This window comes from Aquimarina spinulae (genome assembly GCF_943373825.1).
GTDB classification, from domain to species: domain Bacteria; phylum Bacteroidota; class Bacteroidia; order Flavobacteriales; family Flavobacteriaceae; genus Aquimarina; species Aquimarina spinulae.
On the sequence record NZ_CALSBP010000002.1, the window covers coordinates 1,745,480 to 1,766,906 of the forward strand.

Genomic DNA, 21,427 nt, shown 5'->3' on the forward strand with positions numbered 1-21,427 from the left:
TTTTCTTTGGAAGAAGATTCTCTATGCCATACAAAACGAGATAGACAACTTCCTGCTTCCAAATACCTATCATTATTTCGATGGTAGGTATTGGATATTGATGAAAAATTAGATAAATCCGATTTTTTGAACTTAAGTCATTGAAAATAGAAAGTCCAAAACTGAAATTTAAAATCAATGAAAATAAAGCCTAAACAAAATAATATTATATCGCAATGAATCGAAGGCATTTTTTTAGAAATGGAACGCTTACCGCTCTTGGTGCAGCAATATTATCCCCATATGAATCTATCAGGGCCACCCAATGGGATGGTGTTCAGAAAAACAAAAAAGCCAAGAATATCATCATACTTGTTAGTGATGGTATGAGTACAGGTACCTTGAATATGACGGACCTCTATCTTGATCGAAAAACTGGAAAGGGCAGTAATTGGTTACAACTTTATAAAGAAAACAAAGTATCACGTGCTTTAATGGATATGGCTTCTGCCAGTTCTATCGTTACAGATTCTGCTGCGGCAAGTTCATCTTGGGGCGGTGGGGCACGGATCAGAAATGGGGGCATCAATATTGGGGTTAATGGTGAGCCCCACCTTCCCATTTGGCAAAAATTCAAGGCTGTAGGTAAAAAAGCAGGGTGTGTTACGACTGTACCTATAACCCATGCTACACCGGCCGGTTTTTGTATCAACCAAAAATCAAGAAACGACCAAGCCTCGATTGCCGAAAAATATCTCGAACAGGGTTTTGATCTGTTGATGGGGGGTGGGAATAATTACTTTTCAACAGAAAAACGGAAAGACAAAAAAGATATGTATGAAGCTTTTATAGCTAAGGGCTATCATGTAGTTCGAAATCGTCATGAAATGTTAATGGCTCCAAATAGCAAGCCTCTTTTGGGTGTTTTTACCGATAATGGGCTTCCTTATACCAAGGATAGGGAGAGCAACCGGGAACTCTTAGAAAATGTTCCCAGTCTTGCAGAAATGACACAAAAGGCGATAAACGCATTAAAGGAGCATCCAGAAGGTTTTGTGCTACAGGTAGAAGCAGGAAAAGTAGATTGGGCGGCCCACGGCAATGATATTGCTGGACTGATCTATGACCAAGTAGCCTTTGACGATGCAATTAAAGTGGCTATCGATTTTGCTGAGCGGGACAACGAAACTCTGATCATCATTACCACCGACCACGGCAATGCCAATCCTGGAGTAATTTATGGATCAAATGCCAACCAACAGTTCGATTCTATTCAGAATTACAAACATACCAATGAATGGATTCTAAATGGGATAGGAAAGGAAAGCTCCCCAAATCAAGTTCGGGAACGTGTTGAGTATGCCAATGGATTTGGTTTATCCAATGAAAATGCCAAATTACTATTGAGCTATTATGACACTCTTAATAGGGAAGAAGGCCTGTACAACCCTAAAAGTTTACCGTTTAGAGTTTTGGCTGAAATCCAAAAAAAGCACAATTCTGTAGGTTGGATCAGTATGCACCACTCCGCAGATTATGTAGAATTGGCGCTATTTGGTCCGGGAAACCATTTATTGAAACCTTTTATAAAAAATACAGACCTACACTATCTTATGTTAGAGGCAGCAGAGGTTGAGAATACATTTTAAGGCAAAAAACAAATCATCAATAAGGTAACTTCTAATACAGTTTTAATCATGTTTAACCGAATCACTCTTTATATTTTTCTTTTGATGCTTTCAGTTTCTTGTAAAGATCAAGTGCAAAAAAAGGACGTACCACTTATAATTGACAAAGAAAAGATTGATGCTGCCTTTGGCAAGCATGTTTCTGCGATAATGTTGAATCATTTATATATAGTTCTGGATAGTCTCTCATATTCTAGTTTAACAAAAGACATTGGATGGGGCAAAACTTATGGAGCATTAGATAAAGGACTTCCTTCTTTTGCTCCAATAGATAATGATACACCTATGTGCTATCTGAGAGGGCATAAACATTATATTGAAATTTTAGGGCCTAACAATATATTCAACGAACCTATTGGGAAAAGTGGCATAGGTTTTACTCTAGAGAATGATGATGAACATTTTCATTTAGGCGTTAAACCAAAGCTAAAAGTAGAAAATACTCGATTTCTTAATGCTACAAAAACTGTAGATATGGAATTAAGTAAACAAAAGGAAACTTGGTTCAAAGCGTTTTATACCCCTAGTCCTGGTACTGCTTTACACACCTGGTATGCTTTTTATAATCCTATTTTTCTTGATAGTCTTTACCAAAAACATCATCCTTTTTATTCGCGTGAAGCGTTTTTAGAACCTAACTACGCAAACCAAAAGCTTTTTAACAGTATAAAATCGATTGCAATGACCTGTACTACTGATGACTACATCCGTATTACACAAGAATTATATCACCTGGGGTGTAAATTATTAGAAAAAGACGGTCACATGCTTAGTATTGATGGAGGGGATATAATTATAAAAATTACGGCATCTAATGAGATTGAATATAGCCAAATCACCCAGATACGATGTCATTTAAATAGAACTGACGATAGTGTAATTAATCTGGGAAATGTCACTATTGTCAACAAAGGGAAAGAATCTATATGGAATTTTGATAATCTTCATAAAAATAACTTTTAAAATCAGATAAAAATGAAAACTTATTATTTAACTACCGTAATCCTATCCTTATCTATTACTTTAATAGGGTGTAAACAACAAAAGAAAAATGTTACAGAAGAAGAAACTGCAAACCCATCTGTTGAAGAGTCTGTAGAAATTCAACAATCGATTACCATAGAAAAATTAGAAAACTCTCCTGTTTATACAGATGCTGCACTTACTTTGGATTTACCTGAAACCATAAAAACTTCTCAGGGAGGTGATATGGATTTTGCATTTAATTTAGAGCATTATGAATTAGGTGCTCAAACCCAGGGACCAAATTCTCTAAAGTTGGCAAATTCGGGCAAAGGGCAACATATTCATTTTATTTTGGATAATCAGCCCTACTCAGCACATTACGAACCTCGTTTTAAAAAAGAAATCCCCGATGGTGTGCATCATTTGGTTGCTTTCTTAAGTCGTTCGTACCATGAATCGGTCAAAAACGCAAACTCGGTGGTGGTTAGAAAACTTATGGTTGGTGCCAATCCTCAAGATTCTCTAGGGTTAGATATGAAAGCTCCAACCCTTATCTACAGCCGTCCTAAGGGAGAATATACCGGTAAGGATGCTGAGAATTTATTACTTGATTTTTTTGTATTGAATACCACTCTTTCTGAAGATGGGCATAAAGTTCGTGCTACTATTAATGGTGAAGAATTTATCATTACAGAATGGGTTCCACAGGTTATCAAAGGGCTTCCAATGGGAGAAGTTAGCATTCAATTAGAATTGCTGGATGAAGCCGGAACACTGATTCCTGGTCCTTTTAATAAAGTCACTCGTACTGTACTATTAAAAGAATAATAACACGGCTTATCTATTAGAGAATGGGTAAATCATTGATATTCCTAGTTTAGAAATGCAAAACTATCGCATTTGAATAAAGACCTATTTACGTTTCCTAAACGTTAAGACTTTTGATGGTAATAAAAAACGTTATCATTTATTTTTTTACAGTTACCAAAAAGTGAAACAATGTAATTAAATAATCACATGGAAAATCCAACCCTTGAATTTCTACCTAAGTATGTTATGTCTAAATACATACAGCATCAATTGTTAACCAAGCCATTTGATGATTTGAAATATGATCAATTTGAATCGGTAATTAACACCCAAATGATAAAAGAGGCTAATGTTGAACAACAGGAGTTTCTGTATGTTTATACTGAAAAATGTATTATAGAGCCTACTTTTGGGTGGGCTCTTTCAGAAAATTTTCGGTTAATTGCAGAATCTTATCCTTATGCTCGATTTGTGCTTGACCAGTTCAAACCAACTATTACAAAAACTCATTATTTTCGGCAAAAGAGAGTAACCCTAAACAAGGCTGTTTTGTTATCAGAAAATTACACAAACTATTTTCATTTTCTAAATGACTTTGTTGGACGATTAGCACTACTTGATCGTTTACATGTATCACGAGACATTCCTGTTATTGTATCTGAAGAATTAAGATCAAGTACTTTTTTTCAGCAATTTAGCATGTTATGCCCAAAATTCTTCAATCGTAATTGGATATTTCAGGCTAAAAATGAATATTATGAAATTGAAGATGCTACTTATTTTGTTCAAAACATAACCTGCAAACATGAAAATTTTCGGCCATTGCTTGATGAATTACCTTACGAAGAAAACACTGTTGCTTCTCCTGATAAAATATTTATTACCCGGCGAGGAATCTATGGAAGAGGTTTACTAAATTCTTTGGAAATTGAAAGCATTGCCAAAAACAATAATTTTAAAATAATCGACGCGCAGAACTTTACCATTGCAGAACAAGTTAAGTTATTTACCAATGCTACTCATATCATCGGATTACATGGCGCAGGGCTTATGAACATGATATATTGCAAAAATAAGCATGTTAAAATACTTGAATTATTCCCCGGAAACTTTTACAAAGCCGTTTACTATTGGCTTGCATCACAATTTTCACACAACTATAGTTGTATCAGGGGTTTGCCAACTACAGATAATGAGCAGACCATTACGTCAACATCTGTCATTTTTAAGAGTAATTTTTATATGCCTCCGGATGTTTTCTTGAATAAATTAATGGCATGGCTTAAATAATGATTTTGACAGGAAAGACTTAACCAAGTCTAAAAACCAATGCTGTAGGCACTAAAAAAGATTGGTTTAGACCGTTTACAGGTAAGCGTTCGGCAAACCACATATTCTTTAGTTTCTTTTTAGGTTTTAGTTTTGTGCTATGCAAAAAGAAGACACAAATAGAAAACAGGAAATGTATACTATTCTAAGGAAATGGAGAATAATAATATAGGCTTTAAGTATCTCTATTATGCAGAAATAATGACTGATATACTCTTACTAGATAAAAATCCAAACAAACTATTTTTAAAAAGAACAAACTCGAGTATCAACAGCTAAATAGAAATAACCAGAAGGAATATTCCTTCTGGTTATATTTTTAAATTATCCAACATGACAAAATCCTGATGCACAAGTCCAAGTATCAAGAGGGTTCCCAGCAGTAATACAATCGCCATTGTCTCTACATTCTCTAAGTCCTCCGCTAATAGTTTTTTGCTGCTTTTTTTTGAGAGCAGTAACACCGTTTAAAATCAAAATGTTTTTTAACATAATAAAAATAATTTAAATGATTAATACTATAAAGTTTAAATAACTTCTAAATGTAGATGTTATGAATGTAAAAAACGTTACTAACTATTTCGAAAAAAAATCTTTTTAGGAAGAACTTAACGTTATAGTGTCTAGAGCTACTTCGTTATTTGTTTAGCGTTTGGTAAATTACACAAAGAGTAGATTGCCGAACGCTTACATTTATAGAATATCTACTTAGTTACTTTTTTTTAATTTATCAACCTACCCGTCGCCTCTTTCAATATATAATTACAGTGATCTACATCATCTGTATTAAGTTCGAGAATACCTGTAACCTCTACAATTTGATCTGTTTTATACTTTGGTTTTTGTTTAAAAACAACTTCAACAATACTTTCTGGACCCGCTGCCCCGCAAAAAAAACAGGAAGACTTAGGGTTTTTAGAAATCAAATAAAATTCATCTTCTTCAATAGAAAAATCTAAAAAGTAACCTTTAATTTGAATTTGAGCACCTTGATATGACTTTATGATAGGCCCGAATCTTGGTTTTAGAAAGATATCATCATACTTTGCACTGTAAACATTATAAAATTTTACATCGGCCAAATCGCGCCAAGTTAATGTTTCTTGAGAAAATAGATTAAATTTAGTTACTATAAAAAACAGGATTAGAAAGGCTATTTTATGCATCAGATATTGTTTTAGAAACATTTAATTTAAATAAAGGCAATGAGGCCAGGATTGCTGCCAGGAAGGTGGTTAGGATCACTAGTATCAATATGAGTAGTTCTTTATTGGTAGGAAAGCTAAATACAAAATGGTATCCATATATATTTTCTGTAAAAACTGAAAAAAACCAGATACTTACTCTCCCTAAAAACCACCCTAAAATGGATCCTAACAGGGATAAAAAAAGTGCCTCCAGAAAGACCAATTTTATCAACTGAAAAGTGTTGGCCCCATAGGTACGTAACAAGGCTAACTCTTGTTTTCTTTCTCTTACCGTTTTTATTAAGTTAATAAATATACTAAGGCCAGCTACCAGCAGTATTGCAATAGCAATACCATTAATTGCACGAAAACCAATTCCTAAAAACCTCATCAATCGCTCGATTTCAAATTTGGGGAGTGCCGCTTGCATGGTTGTTTTTTCATTAATACGTCTAGACATTTGCAAAGCCCCAAAAGGATTTCTAAATTTAACTAGTAAAGAGGTTATTTCTCTTTGTTCTTCATGCTCTTCTTCATGATGATTGTGTTCATCATTATGTTCATGTACTTCCCAAATACTTTGCAGATTAGTGATGATAAGGTGATCAATAATCGCTCCTGTTGGTTTTAATATTCCAGTAACGATAAAAGGTTTCTCATCATGAGTTTCTAATCCATTTTTGGCTAAACCATGTGCACTGGTAAAAGTATCTCCTATTTGTAGGTTAATTTTTTTTGCTACATCATTTCCAATAACTACCTCAAAAGGCTTTTCATATAACCTCCCTTCTTGCAAGGTTGCATCATACTTAGCCAAATACTCATTTGATGTACCTAAAACTCTATACCCTCTATAATTATCTCCATAAGAAACGGGTATCATTTCTTTAACCATAGGATTTCTAGCAATTTTTAAGGCTTCATCAAATGGTATATTACCTGTAGGATCATCAATGTGTAAAACAGAAGACAACACTAATTGTAGCGGACTTCCTTTAGCACCAATAACCATATCAAATGGTTTAGTATTATTTTCTAAATGTTGGTTAAGTTGATTTCTTACTTGCAAAACAAAAGTTGCTAACGAAATACTTAGCAACAATAGCAAAACACTCAAAATAGTATTTAAAGGTTTAGAAATCAGATTTCTGTAAGCCAGGTATAACAATTTTATAAAATTATATGATTATCAAAATGTGATTTCACTCTTTTATCATGAGTTATGATCACTAAATTACTTTTACAGATTTGAGCCTCTTTTTTCAGTAGGGAAATAACTTTTTCACAATTCGTATCATCCAGGTTAGATGTGGGTTCATCTGCTAATATAACTTTAGGTTTATGTATAACTCCTAAGGCAATAGAAAGTCGCTGTTGTTGTCCTTCACTTAATTGATACACTCTTTTGCTTTGAAGATCTGAGAGCCCTAACTGCGTGATTAATTCTTCTCTTCGATAACGATCACTTTTCTTTTTGGAAAGTCGCTCGCGCAGCGTTAAATTCTCAAGTAAGGATAAAGATTTGATAAAATAAGCTCGTTGAAAAATTAGCCCAACATTTTGCCCTATGAAACAGTCTAATTGCTTTCGCGTAAGTTTATTTAAACAAGTATTAGCAATAAAAACATCTCCTTCTTTAGGAGGTAAAAGACCTGCCAAAAGATGTAATAATGTCGTTTTGCCAACACCTGAAGGCCCTAAAATCAATATATTTTCTTTAGAAGGCAAATCAATATCTGGAAAACAAAAAGTACGATTTTTTGTATCGCTATAGGTAAACTGAAGAGATTTGGTTCGTATCATAAAATGATTTTTTCAAAAATAGACAAATATTACTAAAGCAACAAGGTTGCATTTGCTAAATAATACTATCTTTGCCTATAAATACATTTTTCTTTTGAACATATCTCACATACGTAATAACTCAGATACTTTAGGAATTGTAGCAAGTAGCTTATGTTTGGCGCATTGCTTAATTACTCCTTTTCTTTTTATCGCTCATACTGGTTCGGTAATGTTACAAGATGTACATCCCGTTTGGTGGAAGTCTTTAGACATTATTTTTTTAGGATTTTCTTTTATAGCGATCAGTAGATCTGTTAAAACCACTACAAAACCCAAAATGAAATATGCTTTTTGGATAAGTTGGCTGCTGTTATTCGTTATTGTTATAAATGAAAAATTTTCCTTAATTTCTTTACCAGAAGCGCTCATTTTTGTAGCATCTCTATTATTAGTGGTTTTACATTTCTACAATCTAAAATACTGTCAATGCAAACAAAAATGTTGTAAAACCAATTAGTACCAGTAAAATGAATAGAAAGAAAATAGAATTGATAGGAGATGCACATATTTCTAATACTATAGAAACTCCTTTACGAGAGGATGCTTTTGAAAAATCTGATAATGAAAAAATCAAAAACATTCAACATCACTTCTCTGAAATAATGAAAGAGTTGGGGCTCGATTTAACAGATGATAGTCTTTCGGGAACTCCGTACAGAGTAGCCAAGATGTATGTAAAAGAGCTTTTTTATGGTTTAAGTCCTAAAAACCGTCCAAAAATTTCAACTTTTGATAATAAGTACGGGTATCAAAAAATGTTGGTAGAGCATAATATTACTATTGATTCTGCCTGCGAGCATCATTTTTTACCAATAATTGGTACTGCGCATGTAGGATATATTCCAAAAAATAAGGTAGTAGGATTGTCAAAAATTAACAGGTTAGTCGATTATTATTCACATCGGCCTCAAGTACAAGAAAGATTATGTCTGCAAATCCTAAAAGACTTACAACAAACTTTAGAAACCAAAGATGTTATTGTTGTAGTAAATGCTAAACACTTATGTGTTTCTTCCAGAGGAATTAAAGATAAAAGTAGTTTTACCACTACGATTGAGTATGGAGGGCAATTTATAGAACCTTCTCTACGAAATGAGTTTTTTGGGATTATTAAAAAAAACAATGAGTAATCTATTTCTTTGGTTCATACATCCTTCGATTTCAAGCGTTCCCTATAACACCGTGAAATAGCAGTATAGAATTTTTTGGATGTACTATTATAGGATACTTGTATTTAGATCTCTCGAGTACTCTGCTTAAAATATTCTCAATAAAAAAAGCCTCAGCTGTAGTTCCTGACTCATTAGATTCTACATTTACTCGATAAATGTTTATTGCATTCAAAAGGTTTCCAAACCGAGGTTCATTTTCTAAAGCATTGACTATATCCGAGCAATTTGTATTAAAACTTCCATATTCTATATCCCTATAATCCTCTGCGAGTAGCATTATATTTAGTCGCTTTGAGGCAGTTCTATTGATTTTAGAATCCCATTTTGACATAGGCAATTGATATTTCAAATCTATTGCGCATAAGGGTGAAAGTAAACAGGTGTTTTCCCCTTTTTGAATAGAGTTTAACCTATATTTCAAAATAGGATTTTAACTATCTAGAAGGAGGTGCTTCGTTTTCGAAAGAATAAAATAAATTCCACAGATTTTGATTATTTATAGTGAGATATGTTTAAACTTCTCTCAATTCTTAGATCGTTTTTTAATGACTTTTTCAACTTCTTGTAGGATGTTTTTAGTAGAAATAATACTAGAAGAAGCTTTAATGTACCTAGTAATCTGAATATTTTTATCAGATATCAGTATAAACTCGGTTGTTAACTCTTTTTTTGAAACTATTTTGATAATATCCAGTGCATTAAGATATGATAATTCATGGTTAAGAATGACAATATCTGGTTTTTTTGTAAGAATATGTCGTAAAGCTTTTATTCCAGAATTTGATATTTTTTTTGTTCGATAAAGTTTTTTTTGTAAAAGATCGTCTATCCCTTTAATCTCTGAAGGGTTTTGATGTACAATTAATATAGATATAGGGGTAAGAGAACTCATTTTTGCAGCAAAGATATTTTCTCTTATGTGTAGAAAAAATACGAGTTAGTACTTAAAATTTAAGTACTAGTACGTATAAAAATTATAGTTCAAGAATGATATTTTTATGATTTAGCGTCCATTTTGTTAATGAGTTGGTTTCTCCTTCTAAGTCTAGTTTAGAAATAATATTACTACGATGTTTTTCTATTGTTCTTTTAGAAACACATAATGATTCTGCAATTTCCAAGGTTGAAATTTGTTGAGCAATGAGTTTCAAAATAACGGTTTCAGAAGGGGTTAAAAACTGAAACTTTTTCAATTCATCGCTAGCATTTTTAAGAAATGAAGTGTCAAAGGATTTACTAAAATAGATTTCTCCATTAATTACTGTGTTGATGCATTTTTCAATCTCAAAAAAAGAGTCTTCTTTAAGCAAATACCCATATATACCCAGTGTTTTGGCTTGCGTAATATATTCAGTTTCTTTATGAAAAGAAAGTACTATAAATTTGGTAGGAACTTCTTTTTCTTTTGCGGTCTTGACAACCTCAAAACCATTAAGTAAAGGCATGTCTATATCTAATAATGCAATGTCTGGTTTTTGGATCAAGATTAATTCTAAAGCCTGCATCCCGTTACTTGCTTGACCAATCACCCTGTACTCGTTCGCGACTAATTCATCATAAAGCCCTTTTAGTAACATAGGGTGATCATCTGCAACAACAATTGAAATATCTTTTTTGTGTATCATGAGTATTTAGGTATAGTGAGTTGTAAGATTGTTCCTTTGTTTGGTGCGCTCTCGATCTTTAATGAAGAATGTATGATCTTAGCTCGTTCCATAAGAGTTTTCATACCAAGACTTGTTGACTGCCTAATCTTTTCTAAAAATTCAAAGCCTTTACCATTATCCTTTACAATGGCTTTTATAGTAGTTGCATTCTTTTCTATGATTACAGAGGCGGCTTTTGCTTCAGCATGTTTTAGCATATTATTTAATGCTTCCTGTATAATTCTATATAGATGAATGGATGTTTCTTTGGTTACTTCCTGGTCTATATTATCAATATCATGAGTAAAGAAAATATCTGTATTTACATCCATTTCATTAACTAAGGATTCTATAGCAGCAGTAATCCCTAATTTTTCGATGCTGGCAGGGTGTAGTCCTCTGGATATTGTTCTTAATTCCTCCAGCGTGTTTCCTGCTAGGCTTTCTATAACAGGGTCATCTAATGATTTTGTTTTTCTATTAAGTAACATGAGTTTTTGTCCCACACTATCATGCAATTCACGAGCTAATCGAACACGTTCTTCTTCCTGCCCTTTGATCAGATTCCTTGAAAATTGAGTTTGAAGCTTTTGTTTTTTTCGCGCAAAACTCCTAGAACGTAGTAAATATAAAATAGCAAATAAGGCAAACAGTCCTGTTCCTCCAAATAGAATCCATTGTGTTTTTATTTCGTTTTTGGTATCCAATAAGGTTATTTCAGAATTCTGAGCCTTAATTTTGGCATCTCTTTTTTCGGTTTCGTATAGCGTTTGATAATAGGCGAGGGCTTTGGTTTTTTGAACTGTTTCAATAGAATCTTTTATTTTTGAGAACTTTTTGTAATGTTCGTAAGCTTTGATATTATTACCCATAGCTTCATAGGTAGTATATAAAAAATTATGTGCATCATAAATATTTTCAAAATGCTTAGAAGATTTGTGTTTTTCCAGATATTTTATACCTGATTCTAAAGCTAAAGGATAATCTCTCTGAGCATAATAAAAGCTTGCTATAGCTTCGAGATACATTCCTTCAAAAACACCAGTAGTATTACGGTTGATGTTTTTTTGAATTTCCTTATGAATCATTTTCGCTTTACTTAGATCGTTCATCCGAGAATATGCTTTTAATAAGGAGTTTAAAAGCCTAGGCTCATAAAGGTCAATTAGTTCTGTCGACTCCCTTGTATATTTCAAAGCCTTTTTTAAGTTGCTAATTTGCTTCTTAAAATTTTTTGTTTTTCGATTATCTATAGATGCATTATACAAGGCTGATAACAATGCCGGATAGTACTTAATCTTCTCAGTTAAAGCTATTACATCATTACGTTCTATTTCAGCTTCTTTAAAAAAACCATTCTGACTGTATAAATTAGCACGAGAATTTCTGGTTAGAATCAATCGAGTCGTGTCGTTTATTTGTCGGTATATTTTTTCGGCTTCTTCAAGAAGTAATGAAGCTTTTACAAAATCCCCTTTATCAGAATAGGCATCTGCTTGATATTCTTTTGCAGAGCCAAGTAACATAGAATCTTTAGATTTTATTGCATGACTTTCAGCGATTTTATATAAATCAATAGCTTTTTCCAGTTTTCCTGTAAAGTAATGACTATCTGCACCATTGATGTAGAGCTCTGCTAATATCCCTTCATGTTTTATATGAATATCTTTATTGATGAAGTCTTCAAAAAAATTTAATGCTTCTTCAGGTTTTCCCAACCTGTTACTTAAATAAAAAATAAGATGAGAAGTATGACGAGTTGCAATGGTAATAGAATCTAATTCAAAAGCATACTCAATAGTATACCTTACAATAGAGTCATAATTAAATTCTTTTTTATTCCTGATGAATAACGATAAGCTATCCATCCATTTTAATTTCTCCCCTTTGTCAGACTGATTAACTTTGTGTTTCAGCTTATTAACTAAAACCTCTGTATTAGTTTCCTGACCAAGAATTGAAATACTAAAGATGAAGATAAAAATAGGAGTTAAGAGTTTCATTTTTAAATCAATTGGCCCTTAAAGATACCAATTATTTACACTTTAATGAATATGTAAAACTACTTAAATTTAGTATGTTTTAGGTAGGTTATTATCGATGAGATAACAAAAAAACACCCTTTTTCAATATTATCAAAGGGTGTTGGCAATTCTTAATAAAAAAATAAATGTTGATTCTTTGACCTAGAACTTATAACCTCATTCATTTACTCCATGACGTCCTCATAGGGTGGTATTAGTTATTGATCTGACTAACTGTAGCAACATTTCCTATTCCATTTTGCAGTACTGTACTCATATGGGACATTCCTTCTTGTGTGACCATTGTCGAGTTGGTATCGCCTATTTGTGCTGTATTAGCAATATTAAGGGTGCCGGTTTGAAGAATGCTACCCATATTATCATTTCCTGTTTGCAGAGAAATAGCAGAATTCTCATCTCCAGTCTGATTAATAATACTAGAGCTATCACTGCCTTGGTTCTGTGTACTTTGAGCAATGTTTAAATTTCCTAGTTGACTAATCTGGCTACTATGCATATCTCCGCTTTGAGAAGAAGTAGAGGTATTATCATCTCCTATTTGTGATGTATTAGCCATATTCAGGCTACCAGTTTGAAACATACTACCAATATTGTTGTTTCCAGTCTGTAGAGAAACGGCAGCATTCTGATCACCTGTCTGAGTAATAGTACTTGTATTGCTATTACCTCCATTTTGAGTACTTTCAGCAGTATTTAAATTTCCTAATTGGATGATCTCACTACTATGCGTATCCCCGTTTTGTCTGGAAGTTGAAGTATTCTCATTTCCTTCTTGGTTGATAAGGCTGATATGATCGCTGTCATTTTGAGTATCTGTTGCGGTATTTAAATTCCCTAACTGAGCTATAGTACTGCTATTTCTTTGCCCTTTTTGGTTAGAAGTTGCAGTATTATCATCTCCGGTTTGAGTCTGGGATACGATATTATTAATACCTCTAAATGTATTATTCCCTTCCTGATTTGATGAAGCAGTATTGCGATTTCCTTCCTGAACTTGAGTGGTAAGATTATTATCTCCAAAAAAATTCACGTTTTGAACGGCTCTGGCATTATTGCCATCACCAGTCTGGCTTTGTAAGATCTGATTATCCCTTTCTTCTTGATTGGCAAACGCTGTATTGTCGTTCCCTAATTGTGTTTGACTGACCATTCCTCTCGTTGAGTTAAACGAATTACTTCCTTGAAGTGATGTGGCAGAATTGCTATTCCCTTCTTGTATAAGCGTGGTCACATTATCATTACCAAACTGTCTTGCACTACCAAAATTATGATCACCAATCCCTGTCTGCGTTACCTGATTTCTATTCCCGTTCTGTTGCGAGGTTACCGTATTGAAACTACCCTCCTGGGATTGAGTAGTACTATTATTTCCTCCGGATCGGGACAAGTTTTGAGTAAGAGAGGCATTATTACTATCTCCTATTTGAGTCTGAAAAGCCTGGTTATTTTCTCGTTCCTGTTCTACAGAAACGATGTTCTCATTTCCGGTTTGCACTTGTTGAATCAATCCTTCGGTAGCTACAGATAGTGTACCATCGGTTAGCACGCTGCCTTGTTGAGTAGTTGCCTGGTTAAGGTTACCTACTTGCTGGATGGTCACAGCATTAGAAGATCCGATCTGATTTACAGTGGTTGTGTTTTCATCTCCGGTAGAGTTGATACTAGATGTGTTTGATTGCGCCCTTAGCAGTGTTACACTTAATACAGCCGCCAAACTTAAAATTACATTTTTCATTGTGTGAATATTTAGATTATTTTATGGGTAATTACCTAAAACAAAGGTATGTAGTCGGTGTATTTTATAAAATACGCATTAGTGCGTAAATACTTAGTAGTAGTACGTATACTATAGGTTTATAATATTAACTTACAGCAGGCTAACTCCTATAGATTCATACTTCAACCCGATTCGATGCGTGAGAATAAAATAGTCTTTTTCAAGTGATTTTGAAAAAGACTATTGTGTATTCCCAATTTCCAAATTTATATAAGGTACTTTTTCTTTTTTTGGCTCATTTTAATTAACCACTGGTATTACAATTTTTTATATACAAATTTTTCCCAAGAACCTATTGATGAACGGTTGCAGGTCATGGATTTATTACCATTTTCAGAAGATAGGTATTTTCCGTTATTACCTTTTAAAGCAAATTGATTTCCACTGGTTTTTTCGTATGTAAATATTTCCCATGATCCAACTCTGATCCTGTTACAAGTAACTGGTTTTTTACCATTTTCGCTACTGATAAATTTACCATTATTGCCTTTAATAACTACTTTATTACCTCCTAAGGAATATATTCTAAATTTTTCCCAGGAACCAGCAGAAGAACGATTACAGTTTATAGCACCTTTGCCATTTTCTGAAGAAACGTATTTTCCATTATTACCTCGTAGTGAATATAGAGATATCTGCGTAGTTTCTGGGTACATTTTAGATACTCCTGCTATATCCCCTGTAGAGAGTCCGTTTCTTTGATAACTGTATGTGCTTCCATTTTTTTTGGTGATCGTTGGTTTGTTTTTGTTTTCTGCAAAAAAATATGCTCCATACATCATAATACTGCCAAAATCGAAATAGTTGGTATATTCATCACCTGCATATCCTCTTTCTATATATGTTTTAAAATTGTGTTCCTTGCCTTGTTGAATATTATCTTCATGAATGGTGATGTATTTATCTCTATCCTTACGTGATTGTTCATGCCATAACCCTACAGCATGCCCTATTTCATGAATTACATTTCCTGTACTACAATCGTCTCCTAGGTTAATAAACTGTTCCCCTCCTTGTTTTCCTACAGGTGAAGAGCAACCATTTGATTTTTTAAAACGTACATAATTGCTTTGATTGGTTCTTGGCACAAACCTAAAGTTGGTTCTATACTCCCAGTGGTTTATAGCATCTGATACTCTATGTTGACTAGGTAAATCTGAGTTAATTACATAATATATAGTTCCATTTGGCCAAAATTTATTCGGATTACCTGTACTTTTACTATGGCTATTTAGATGATCTGGCGTAACTATAATATCGCCATCCACGATATATCTATCTCCGATCTTTTCGGCAGTCATTGGGATGCCTCCTACAGTAATGGGTATCCATTCTCCTCGTACAGTTGGAGATGCCATTTCTGGTCTAGTTTCAAAAGAAGAATATTCAATATTGGTTATTTCTTTTTCAGAAGTTAAGTCTTCTTTTTCACAAGAAGTGAACATAAAAGTTAATAAAGCCATAAAGACTGCGATCTGTTTAATTTTAAGTTGATTTTTCATAATTAGTGAGTTTTAATTTTTAATACTACTTTGTATATATGAGTTCATAATATATTTGAACAGTTCAAAATTAGCAGGCATTTAAATTCTTCACAATACGAAGTACTACGGATATTTTAAGTAGCAGTACGTATGTTTTTAAGGTATTCCAATCGGTTTTAGGGATATAACTAACAATTGTACTTGTGTAGAAAAGAGGAATTTTAATGGATGAAAATGTATTTAGAAATGATACAAAATTAAGATTCTCTTCGAGAGCTATTATATTTTCTACACAGAAGACATACTATAGATTCATCGGGTGAACCTGGTATGTCAATTATATTTCTTCTCAAAGATTATAACCTTAAATCTCATTACAACGAGTCTAATAAATATTATAATCGACTCATGAACTACAATTGGCAACAACCAAATTGGACAAAATTGAGTTATGATCTACATGACGTAGAAGGTGCTCTTTGTGATTTTGTAGAAAAATCAGAATGCATCAGTGCTGTTCTAAAGGCTATACAAAAGCAAGAACACACCCAAACTCTTATCAATATTTTAGTTTCAGAGGCAATTAAAACTTCTGAAATAGAAGGAGAATATTTAAGCCGAAGAGATGTTGCTTCTTCCATTCGTAACAATTCAGGTTTTAATTGTTCATCCAGAATCTGTAAAGGATAAGAGAGCAAAAGGAATGGCCGATCTGATATAAAGCACCAAACAATTGAACGAAAAACCAATATCTAAGATCCAAGATACTATTCGAACAATATCCAGACATTAAAAAAGCATATGAGTTAGTACAGGGGTTAAGAAATATATATTCACAATACAACTACTTCTATTCAAAGCGCTTATACCAAACTAGCACATTGGTATAAGGATGTAGAGCACAATTCAGAGGAGTCAAAAATGTAGAATTCTTTCTATTTAGATGAACCAGAATATTTGCATAAACACAACAATTGGTCTTGGTTCTGTTTTAGGTATGTTTTAAGAAAAGAATAAAAAAAGGGCTTCAATCTCATGAAACCCTTGTCATTACTAGTAGCGGGAACAAGACTAACTCCTTCACTACGTTTTGTCGTTGGACCTTAAAGGGGTGAGCTTGCACAAAGAAAAATAGTTTGCTAAAGAACTAAAAATATTTGGTTAACTTTAATCCAAATATATTAACGTATAATTTCTCCCAAGAGTTGAAAATAAACGCTCCTAAATACCTCTTATGTTTTAAAGGAAGTTGAAATTATAAATTAGTTGTTTTCATACTAATTAATGAATTCTTAGATACATTTTGAGAAAGACTGGATATAAAAAGAATATTATTAAGAAAACACCTATCTACACTGTTTTATTATTGTTGTTTTTAAATCTAAGCTTTTATGTCGCTAGCTCTCAAGAAAAAAGCGAATATATAGATATTACTCCTCGGGAAATATGGAATTCTGGACTTCCACATATTGAAAATTACACTTCTGGAGATTATAAAAGTAGCCCTCAAAATTGGGCATTTACAGAAAGAAACGATGGGTTCTTATATATAGGTAATACCGAAGGAATTATTCAATATGATGGGAATTCATGGAATACAATAGAACTTAAGAACAAAAGTATAGTTAGGTCTCTTGCTGCAACAGATAAAGGAGAAATCTTTGTAGGTGGAGTAGATGAATTAGGTTATCTCGCACCTGATAAAGTGGGGCAAATGAATTTTTATTCATTAAAATCTTTTTTGAATCTTGACAATCAGGATTTTGGTGATATATGGACAACGGTTACCTCGGGAGAACTAACGTTTTTTTCCTGCAGTAAATATCTTTTTAGGTGGAATGGAAAAAAGTTTGATGTTTGGAAACCAAAAGAAAATTTTGGCAATATTTTTAAAGTTAATTCTACTTTATATATTGAAAGCAAAGGAGTAGGGTTACATAAAATGGAAGAAGATTCTCTATACTTGGTTCCTGGAGGAGAATTTCTAAAGGATACAAAAGGTAAAATTGATGTAATGCTTCCTTATCAAAACGATAAAATTTTAATTGCTCATTCCTATTTGGGGCTTCTGCTATATGATGGTGAACATATAACTTCAATTAGCCATAGAAACAACAATTTGTTTCAGAAAAATCGAATTTATAAAGGAGTAACTTTATCTAATGGGGATTATGCAATGGCAACATTAACCTCGGGGGTATATGTTATTGATGGTAAAACGGGAAAAGTAAAAAAGAGATTTGGAAAAAAACATGGATTAATTAGTGATGTACTATATAGTGTCTATGAAGATCGTGGTGGAAATATATGGGTTGGTAGTGATAATGGGATATCTAAGATAGATTGGACATCTCCCTTTAGAGTATTTAATGAATTAGGAGGGTTAAAAGAGAGGATACGGTCACTAAAATATCATAATAACAGGTTTTTGGTAGGCAGTAAAGGAATGTATCAATTGGTAAAGAGTGATTCATATATCGAAAGTAATGAGCTTACTTTTAGAAAAATAGAAGGGATCGAAACTAATATTAGATATATCATTCCTGTGAATAATGATATCCTTGCTTTAGATTCTGAGTATATATATAAAATTGGCAGTTCAAACAAGGCGAAACTTATTAGAAAACAAGATTGGACTTTAACTTCAGTTGTAAAATCTACTATCGACAGTACCAAAATTTATGTTGGTACAATAGATGGTAAACTGTTAGAGTGTAGATTATCAGAAAATCAATGGCATGTAAATCCTCTTTTACAAATTGATGCAGGAATACATGGTATTGTTGAAGAACCCAAAGGGAACCTTTGGCTCGAAACTTATTATAAAGGGATGTATTATGCCCAAAAACAATCTGGAAAACAAGATAAACATATCAGGTTCGAGCTTAAAAAGTATGATACCTTATTAGGACTCCCTTCAATGACTTATAATTTTCCTTATCAATTTGTGGATAAAGTATATGTTACGACTCAGGATGGTATGTATTGTTTTAATCAAACAGACCAAAACTTTGTAAAAGATACGGTATTGATGAAACAATATGATAAGACCGTAGATGCATTTGGTTTTATGGGGCTTGATAAGGATGGGAATATATGGCAAACCGTTAAATCTGGTTTCGAAAACAAAATCTATAAACTTTCTGAAAATAAATTATCTGAACTACAAGAATATAATGTCTTCAATGATTTTGAAACATATAGTATAGAATTTATGGATGATATCATTCTCTTTATAGGACCAAAGGGAATTTTAGGATATAATAAAAATAGTACAAGAATCCCTAATAAAAACCTTACGACCAAATTAAGAAAGGTATGGGTTAATAACGATTCTTTGGTTTATGCAGGTGTAAATGCTCTAAAAAATAAGAATGAAAGCTTCGAAATTCCTTTTGTAAATAATACCTTGAAGTTTGAGTATACCTTACCCTTTTTTAGTAAACCAAAAAACAATGTATATCAGTATTTGTTGGAAGGTTTTGATAATGATTGGTCAACTTGGTCTGCTGAAACGAAAAAAGACTATACTAACCTACCTGCAGGGGATTATAATTTTAAAGTACGTTCTAAAAATGTATTTAATCAAATCGCTGAAGAAGACAGTTTTGCATTTGTTATTATACCACCATGGTATCAAAGTTGGGCAGCTTATTTGTTTTATGGCATTGGGGCTATTGCCGTTTTGATTTTGTTTTCTAAATGGAGATCCCGAGAATTAAAGAAGAAAAATATTGCTTTAGAAGAAGTTATTAAAGAACGTACTCTCGAAATAAGCTATAAAAATGAATTACTTGGTCAACAAACTGAGAAACTTATAGAGATGGGTAATGCCAAAACAAAGCTATACTCCAATATTACACATGAGTTTAGAACACCTCTTACAGTAATTCTTGGTATGGCAGACTCACTTCGGTTAAGTGTAGAGAATGAAAGTTTTGATGGGGCTGAAAAATCTTTAGAAATGATTCATCGTAATGGTGAGAGTTTGTTGCATTTGGTGAATGAAATGTTAGATCTAGCTAAGTCTGAAAGTGGAAATATGGAATTAAAACTTATTCAGACAGATGTAGTTCCTTTAGTAAAATACCTTAGTGAAAGTTTTCATTCTCTTGCAGAAGAAAACCAAATAAAATTAGCAGTGTACTCAGAAATAGACAAATTAGTAATGGATCTTGATCTTACAAAATTAACATCAATCCTATCCAATATTTTATCCAATGCAATAAAATTTACTGCTCCTCTTGGTAAAATTATCGTACATATTAATACTGTTGTTCAAGAAAAGGAAGAATGTTTATTAATTAAAGTTAAGGATGATGGGAAAGGCATTGCAGAAGAAGAATTGCCTAATGTTTTTAATAGGTTTTATCAAACAGAAGAGTCTTCTTCTATACAAAATGGTGGAACAGGTATTGGCTTAGCATTAACCAAAGAACTTGTTGAACTAATGAATGGCACCATAAGTGTTAAAAGTAAACTGGAAACAGGAAGTGAGTTTAGTATTATGATCCCTGTAACTAGAAAAGCTCCAATTAAAAAAGACATTTCAACACCTATTAAATCACATATTTCGGATGCAGATTCTATACCTAAAAAAGTAGATCAAGTACAAATTAATGACCCAGAACTACCATTGGTTCTTATTATAGAAGATAATTTGGATGTAGCACATTATCTGAAAATATGTCTTAAAGAAACATATACCACCATACACGCCGTAAATGGTATTCAAGGAATAGAATTCGCATTAGAAAGAGTTCCCGACATTATTATTTGCGATGTGATGATGCCTGGTAAAAATGGTTATGAAGTATGTGCCACCTTGAAATCTGATGAGCGTACAGATCATATTCCTATTATAATGCTAACGGCCAAAGTAACTCAGGAGGATAGAATTAGAGGGTTGTCGCATGGAGCTGATGCTTATTTGCCAAAACCTTTTAATAAAAAGGAATTATTTATACGATTGAATCAACTCGTTTTAGTACGAAAAAAATTAATAGAAAAAATCCAAAATAATGGATTTTACCAATTTTTGAATAAAAGTTCAGAGAAACCAGAAGCAAAGTTTCTTCAGAAAATAATTAAAATAATTCATGAAGAAATGGATAATTCTAATTTTGGTCCTAGTGAGCTTGCAAAAAATGTACATTTAAGCGAATCTCAGGTTTATCGAAAATTGAAAGCTATTACGGATAAATCTACAGCAGTTTTTATAAGGTCAATACGCCTTCAAAAAGCTAAAGAATTAATCATAACTACGGATAAAACAATATCTGAAATTGCATACGATGTAGGCTTTAATGACCCTTCTTGGTTTAGTCGTGCATTTAAAGAGGAATTCGGCACTTCTCCTAGTGATATTGATAAGTAGTTGATTTGCAAATTCTTATTTCTTGTTTTTTTTAGTGATATGCATAAATACTCCAAAGAAATGAAAAAATAGTGCAAGCCTTTTAGGTAGATAAAATAGTCCTTTGACTCTATAATTCAATA

The 21,427-nt window shown here is 32.8% G+C and carries 18 protein-coding genes; 8 read left to right on the forward strand and 10 right to left on the reverse strand.

Annotated features, from left to right (window positions below; genetic code table 11):
- The first annotated feature begins 215 nt into the window (after nt 1-215).
- The 4 genes from NNH57_RS13275 (at nt 216) to NNH57_RS13290 (ending at nt 4,733) form a co-directional block, all read left to right on the forward strand.
- The gene (locus tag NNH57_RS13275; protein WP_074407297.1) at nt 216-1,628 is read left to right on the forward strand and encodes an alkaline phosphatase; all 1,413 of its coding nucleotides are present in this window, start codon (nt 216-218) and stop codon (nt 1,626-1,628) included.
- A 48-nt stretch (nt 1,629-1,676) separates the two neighbouring features.
- Nucleotides 1,677-2,630 (forward strand): DUF5829 family protein, encoded by a 954-nt coding sequence (locus tag NNH57_RS13280; RefSeq protein ID WP_132065968.1) that lies wholly within the window; start codon nt 1,677-1,679, stop codon nt 2,628-2,630.
- Between the two features lie 12 nt (nt 2,631-2,642).
- The gene (locus tag NNH57_RS13285; RefSeq protein ID WP_165944056.1) at nt 2,643-3,461 is read left to right on the forward strand and encodes a hypothetical protein; all 819 of its coding nucleotides are present in this window, start codon (nt 2,643-2,645) and stop codon (nt 3,459-3,461) included.
- 189 nt (nt 3,462-3,650) lie between these two features.
- On the forward strand, nt 3,651-4,733 hold the full coding sequence (locus NNH57_RS13290; RefSeq protein ID WP_108809031.1) for a glycosyltransferase family 61 protein: 1,083 nt from the start codon (nt 3,651-3,653) through the stop codon (nt 4,731-4,733).
- 363 nt (nt 4,734-5,096) lie between these two features.
- On the opposite strand, the gene NNH57_RS13295 is transcribed toward NNH57_RS13290, so the two are convergent.
- The 4 genes from NNH57_RS13295 to NNH57_RS13310 form a co-directional block, all read right to left on the reverse strand.
- Nucleotides 5,097-5,264, reverse strand: coding sequence for a hypothetical protein (locus NNH57_RS13295; protein ID WP_165944055.1), 168 nt, complete (start codon nt 5,262-5,264; stop codon nt 5,097-5,099).
- Nucleotides 5,265-5,494: 230 nt separating this feature from the next.
- The gene (locus tag NNH57_RS13300) at nt 5,495-5,938 is read right to left on the reverse strand and encodes a hypothetical protein (protein WP_108809030.1); all 444 of its coding nucleotides are present in this window, start codon (nt 5,936-5,938) and stop codon (nt 5,495-5,497) included.
- The gene (locus tag NNH57_RS13305) at nt 5,931-7,076 is read right to left on the reverse strand and encodes an ABC transporter permease (protein ID WP_132065966.1); all 1,146 of its coding nucleotides are present in this window, start codon (nt 7,074-7,076) and stop codon (nt 5,931-5,933) included. Before NNH57_RS13305 ends, NNH57_RS13300 begins: the two co-directional genes overlap by 8 nt.
- Before the next feature lie 53 nt (nt 7,077-7,129).
- Entirely contained in the window at nt 7,130-7,762 is a 633-nt protein-coding gene (locus tag NNH57_RS13310) for an ATP-binding cassette domain-containing protein (RefSeq protein ID WP_108809028.1), read from the reverse strand.
- A gap of 94 nt (nt 7,763-7,856) precedes the next feature.
- Between NNH57_RS13310 and NNH57_RS13315 the strand changes: the two genes are divergently transcribed.
- Entirely contained in the window at nt 7,857-8,261 is a 405-nt protein-coding gene (locus NNH57_RS13315; RefSeq protein WP_234423442.1) for a MerC domain-containing protein, read from the forward strand.
- A 10-nt stretch (nt 8,262-8,271) separates the two neighbouring features.
- Nucleotides 8,272-8,934: a GTP cyclohydrolase I FolE gene (folE, locus tag NNH57_RS13320; protein WP_108809027.1), complete on the forward strand. Its 663-nt coding sequence runs from the start codon at nt 8,272-8,274 to the stop codon at nt 8,932-8,934.
- A 31-nt stretch (nt 8,935-8,965) separates the two neighbouring features.
- Here folE and NNH57_RS13325 read toward each other — a convergent pair whose 3' ends face one another.
- The 6 genes from NNH57_RS13325 to NNH57_RS13350 form a co-directional block, all read right to left on the reverse strand.
- On the reverse strand, nt 8,966-9,307 hold the full coding sequence (locus NNH57_RS13325; protein WP_108809026.1) for a hypothetical protein: 342 nt from the start codon (nt 9,305-9,307) through the stop codon (nt 8,966-8,968).
- Nucleotides 9,308-9,499: 192 nt separating this feature from the next.
- The gene (locus NNH57_RS13330) at nt 9,500-9,868 is read right to left on the reverse strand and encodes a response regulator (RefSeq protein ID WP_108809025.1); all 369 of its coding nucleotides are present in this window, start codon (nt 9,866-9,868) and stop codon (nt 9,500-9,502) included.
- A gap of 82 nt (nt 9,869-9,950) precedes the next feature.
- Complete coding sequence (locus NNH57_RS13335) at nt 9,951-10,601, reverse strand: response regulator (protein WP_108809024.1); 651 nt, start codon at nt 10,599-10,601, stop codon at nt 9,951-9,953.
- Entirely contained in the window at nt 10,598-12,625 is a 2,028-nt protein-coding gene (locus NNH57_RS13340; protein WP_108809023.1) for a tetratricopeptide repeat-containing sensor histidine kinase, read from the reverse strand. The genes NNH57_RS13335 and NNH57_RS13340 overlap by 4 nt, the downstream gene beginning before the upstream one ends.
- A 235-nt stretch (nt 12,626-12,860) precedes the next feature.
- The gene (locus tag NNH57_RS13345) at nt 12,861-14,402 is read right to left on the reverse strand and encodes a hypothetical protein (protein ID WP_108809022.1); all 1,542 of its coding nucleotides are present in this window, start codon (nt 14,400-14,402) and stop codon (nt 12,861-12,863) included.
- A 299-nt stretch (nt 14,403-14,701) separates the two neighbouring features.
- Entirely contained in the window at nt 14,702-15,946 is a 1,245-nt protein-coding gene (locus tag NNH57_RS13350) for a M12 family metallopeptidase (protein ID WP_159099315.1), read from the reverse strand.
- A 390-nt stretch (nt 15,947-16,336) separates the two neighbouring features.
- Between NNH57_RS13350 and NNH57_RS13355 the strand changes: the two genes are divergently transcribed.
- Both NNH57_RS13355 and NNH57_RS13360 read left to right on the forward strand, forming a co-directional pair.
- The gene (locus NNH57_RS13355) at nt 16,337-16,618 is read left to right on the forward strand and encodes a DUF4172 domain-containing protein (protein WP_159099314.1); all 282 of its coding nucleotides are present in this window, start codon (nt 16,337-16,339) and stop codon (nt 16,616-16,618) included.
- A 613-nt stretch (nt 16,619-17,231) separates the two neighbouring features.
- The gene (locus tag NNH57_RS13360; protein WP_108809020.1) at nt 17,232-21,305 is read left to right on the forward strand and encodes a hybrid sensor histidine kinase/response regulator transcription factor; all 4,074 of its coding nucleotides are present in this window, start codon (nt 17,232-17,234) and stop codon (nt 21,303-21,305) included.
- Nucleotides 21,306-21,427 lie beyond the last annotated feature (122 nt).

Bases quoted from the DNA above. Each gene is read 5' to 3' on its own strand.
- NNH57_RS13275 (WP_074407297.1), top strand. From the start codon at position 216: ATGAATCGAAGGCATTTTTTTAGAAATGGAACGCTTACCGCTCTTGGT.
- NNH57_RS13280 (WP_132065968.1), top strand. From the start codon at position 1,677: ATGTTTAACCGAATCACTCTTTATATTTTTCTTTTGATGCTTTCAGTT.
- NNH57_RS13285 (WP_165944056.1), top strand. From the start codon at position 2,643: ATGAAAACTTATTATTTAACTACCGTAATCCTATCCTTATCTATTACT.
- NNH57_RS13290 (WP_108809031.1), top strand. From the start codon at position 3,651: ATGGAAAATCCAACCCTTGAATTTCTACCTAAGTATGTTATGTCTAAA.
- NNH57_RS13295 (WP_165944055.1), bottom strand. From the start codon at position 5,264: ATGTTAAAAAACATTTTGATTTTAAACGGTGTTACTGCTCTCAAAAAA.
- NNH57_RS13300 (WP_108809030.1), bottom strand. From the start codon at position 5,938: ATGCATAAAATAGCCTTTCTAATCCTGTTTTTTATAGTAACTAAATTT.
- NNH57_RS13310 (WP_108809028.1), bottom strand. From the start codon at position 7,762: ATGATACGAACCAAATCTCTTCAGTTTACCTATAGCGATACAAAAAAT.
- folE (WP_108809027.1), top strand. From the start codon at position 8,272: ATGAATAGAAAGAAAATAGAATTGATAGGAGATGCACATATTTCTAAT.
- NNH57_RS13325 (WP_108809026.1), bottom strand. From the start codon at position 9,307: ATGTCAAAATGGGATTCTAAAATCAATAGAACTGCCTCAAAGCGACTA.
- NNH57_RS13330 (WP_108809025.1), bottom strand. From the start codon at position 9,868: ATGAGTTCTCTTACCCCTATATCTATATTAATTGTACATCAAAACCCT.
- NNH57_RS13335 (WP_108809024.1), bottom strand. From the start codon at position 10,601: ATGATACACAAAAAAGATATTTCAATTGTTGTTGCAGATGATCACCCT.
- NNH57_RS13340 (WP_108809023.1), bottom strand. From the start codon at position 12,625: ATGAAACTCTTAACTCCTATTTTTATCTTCATCTTTAGTATTTCAATT.
- NNH57_RS13345 (WP_108809022.1), bottom strand. From the start codon at position 14,402: ATGAAAAATGTAATTTTAAGTTTGGCGGCTGTATTAAGTGTAACACTG.
- NNH57_RS13350 (WP_159099315.1), bottom strand. From the start codon at position 15,946: ATGAAAAATCAACTTAAAATTAAACAGATCGCAGTCTTTATGGCTTTA.
- NNH57_RS13355 (WP_159099314.1), top strand. From the start codon at position 16,337: ATGAACTACAATTGGCAACAACCAAATTGGACAAAATTGAGTTATGAT.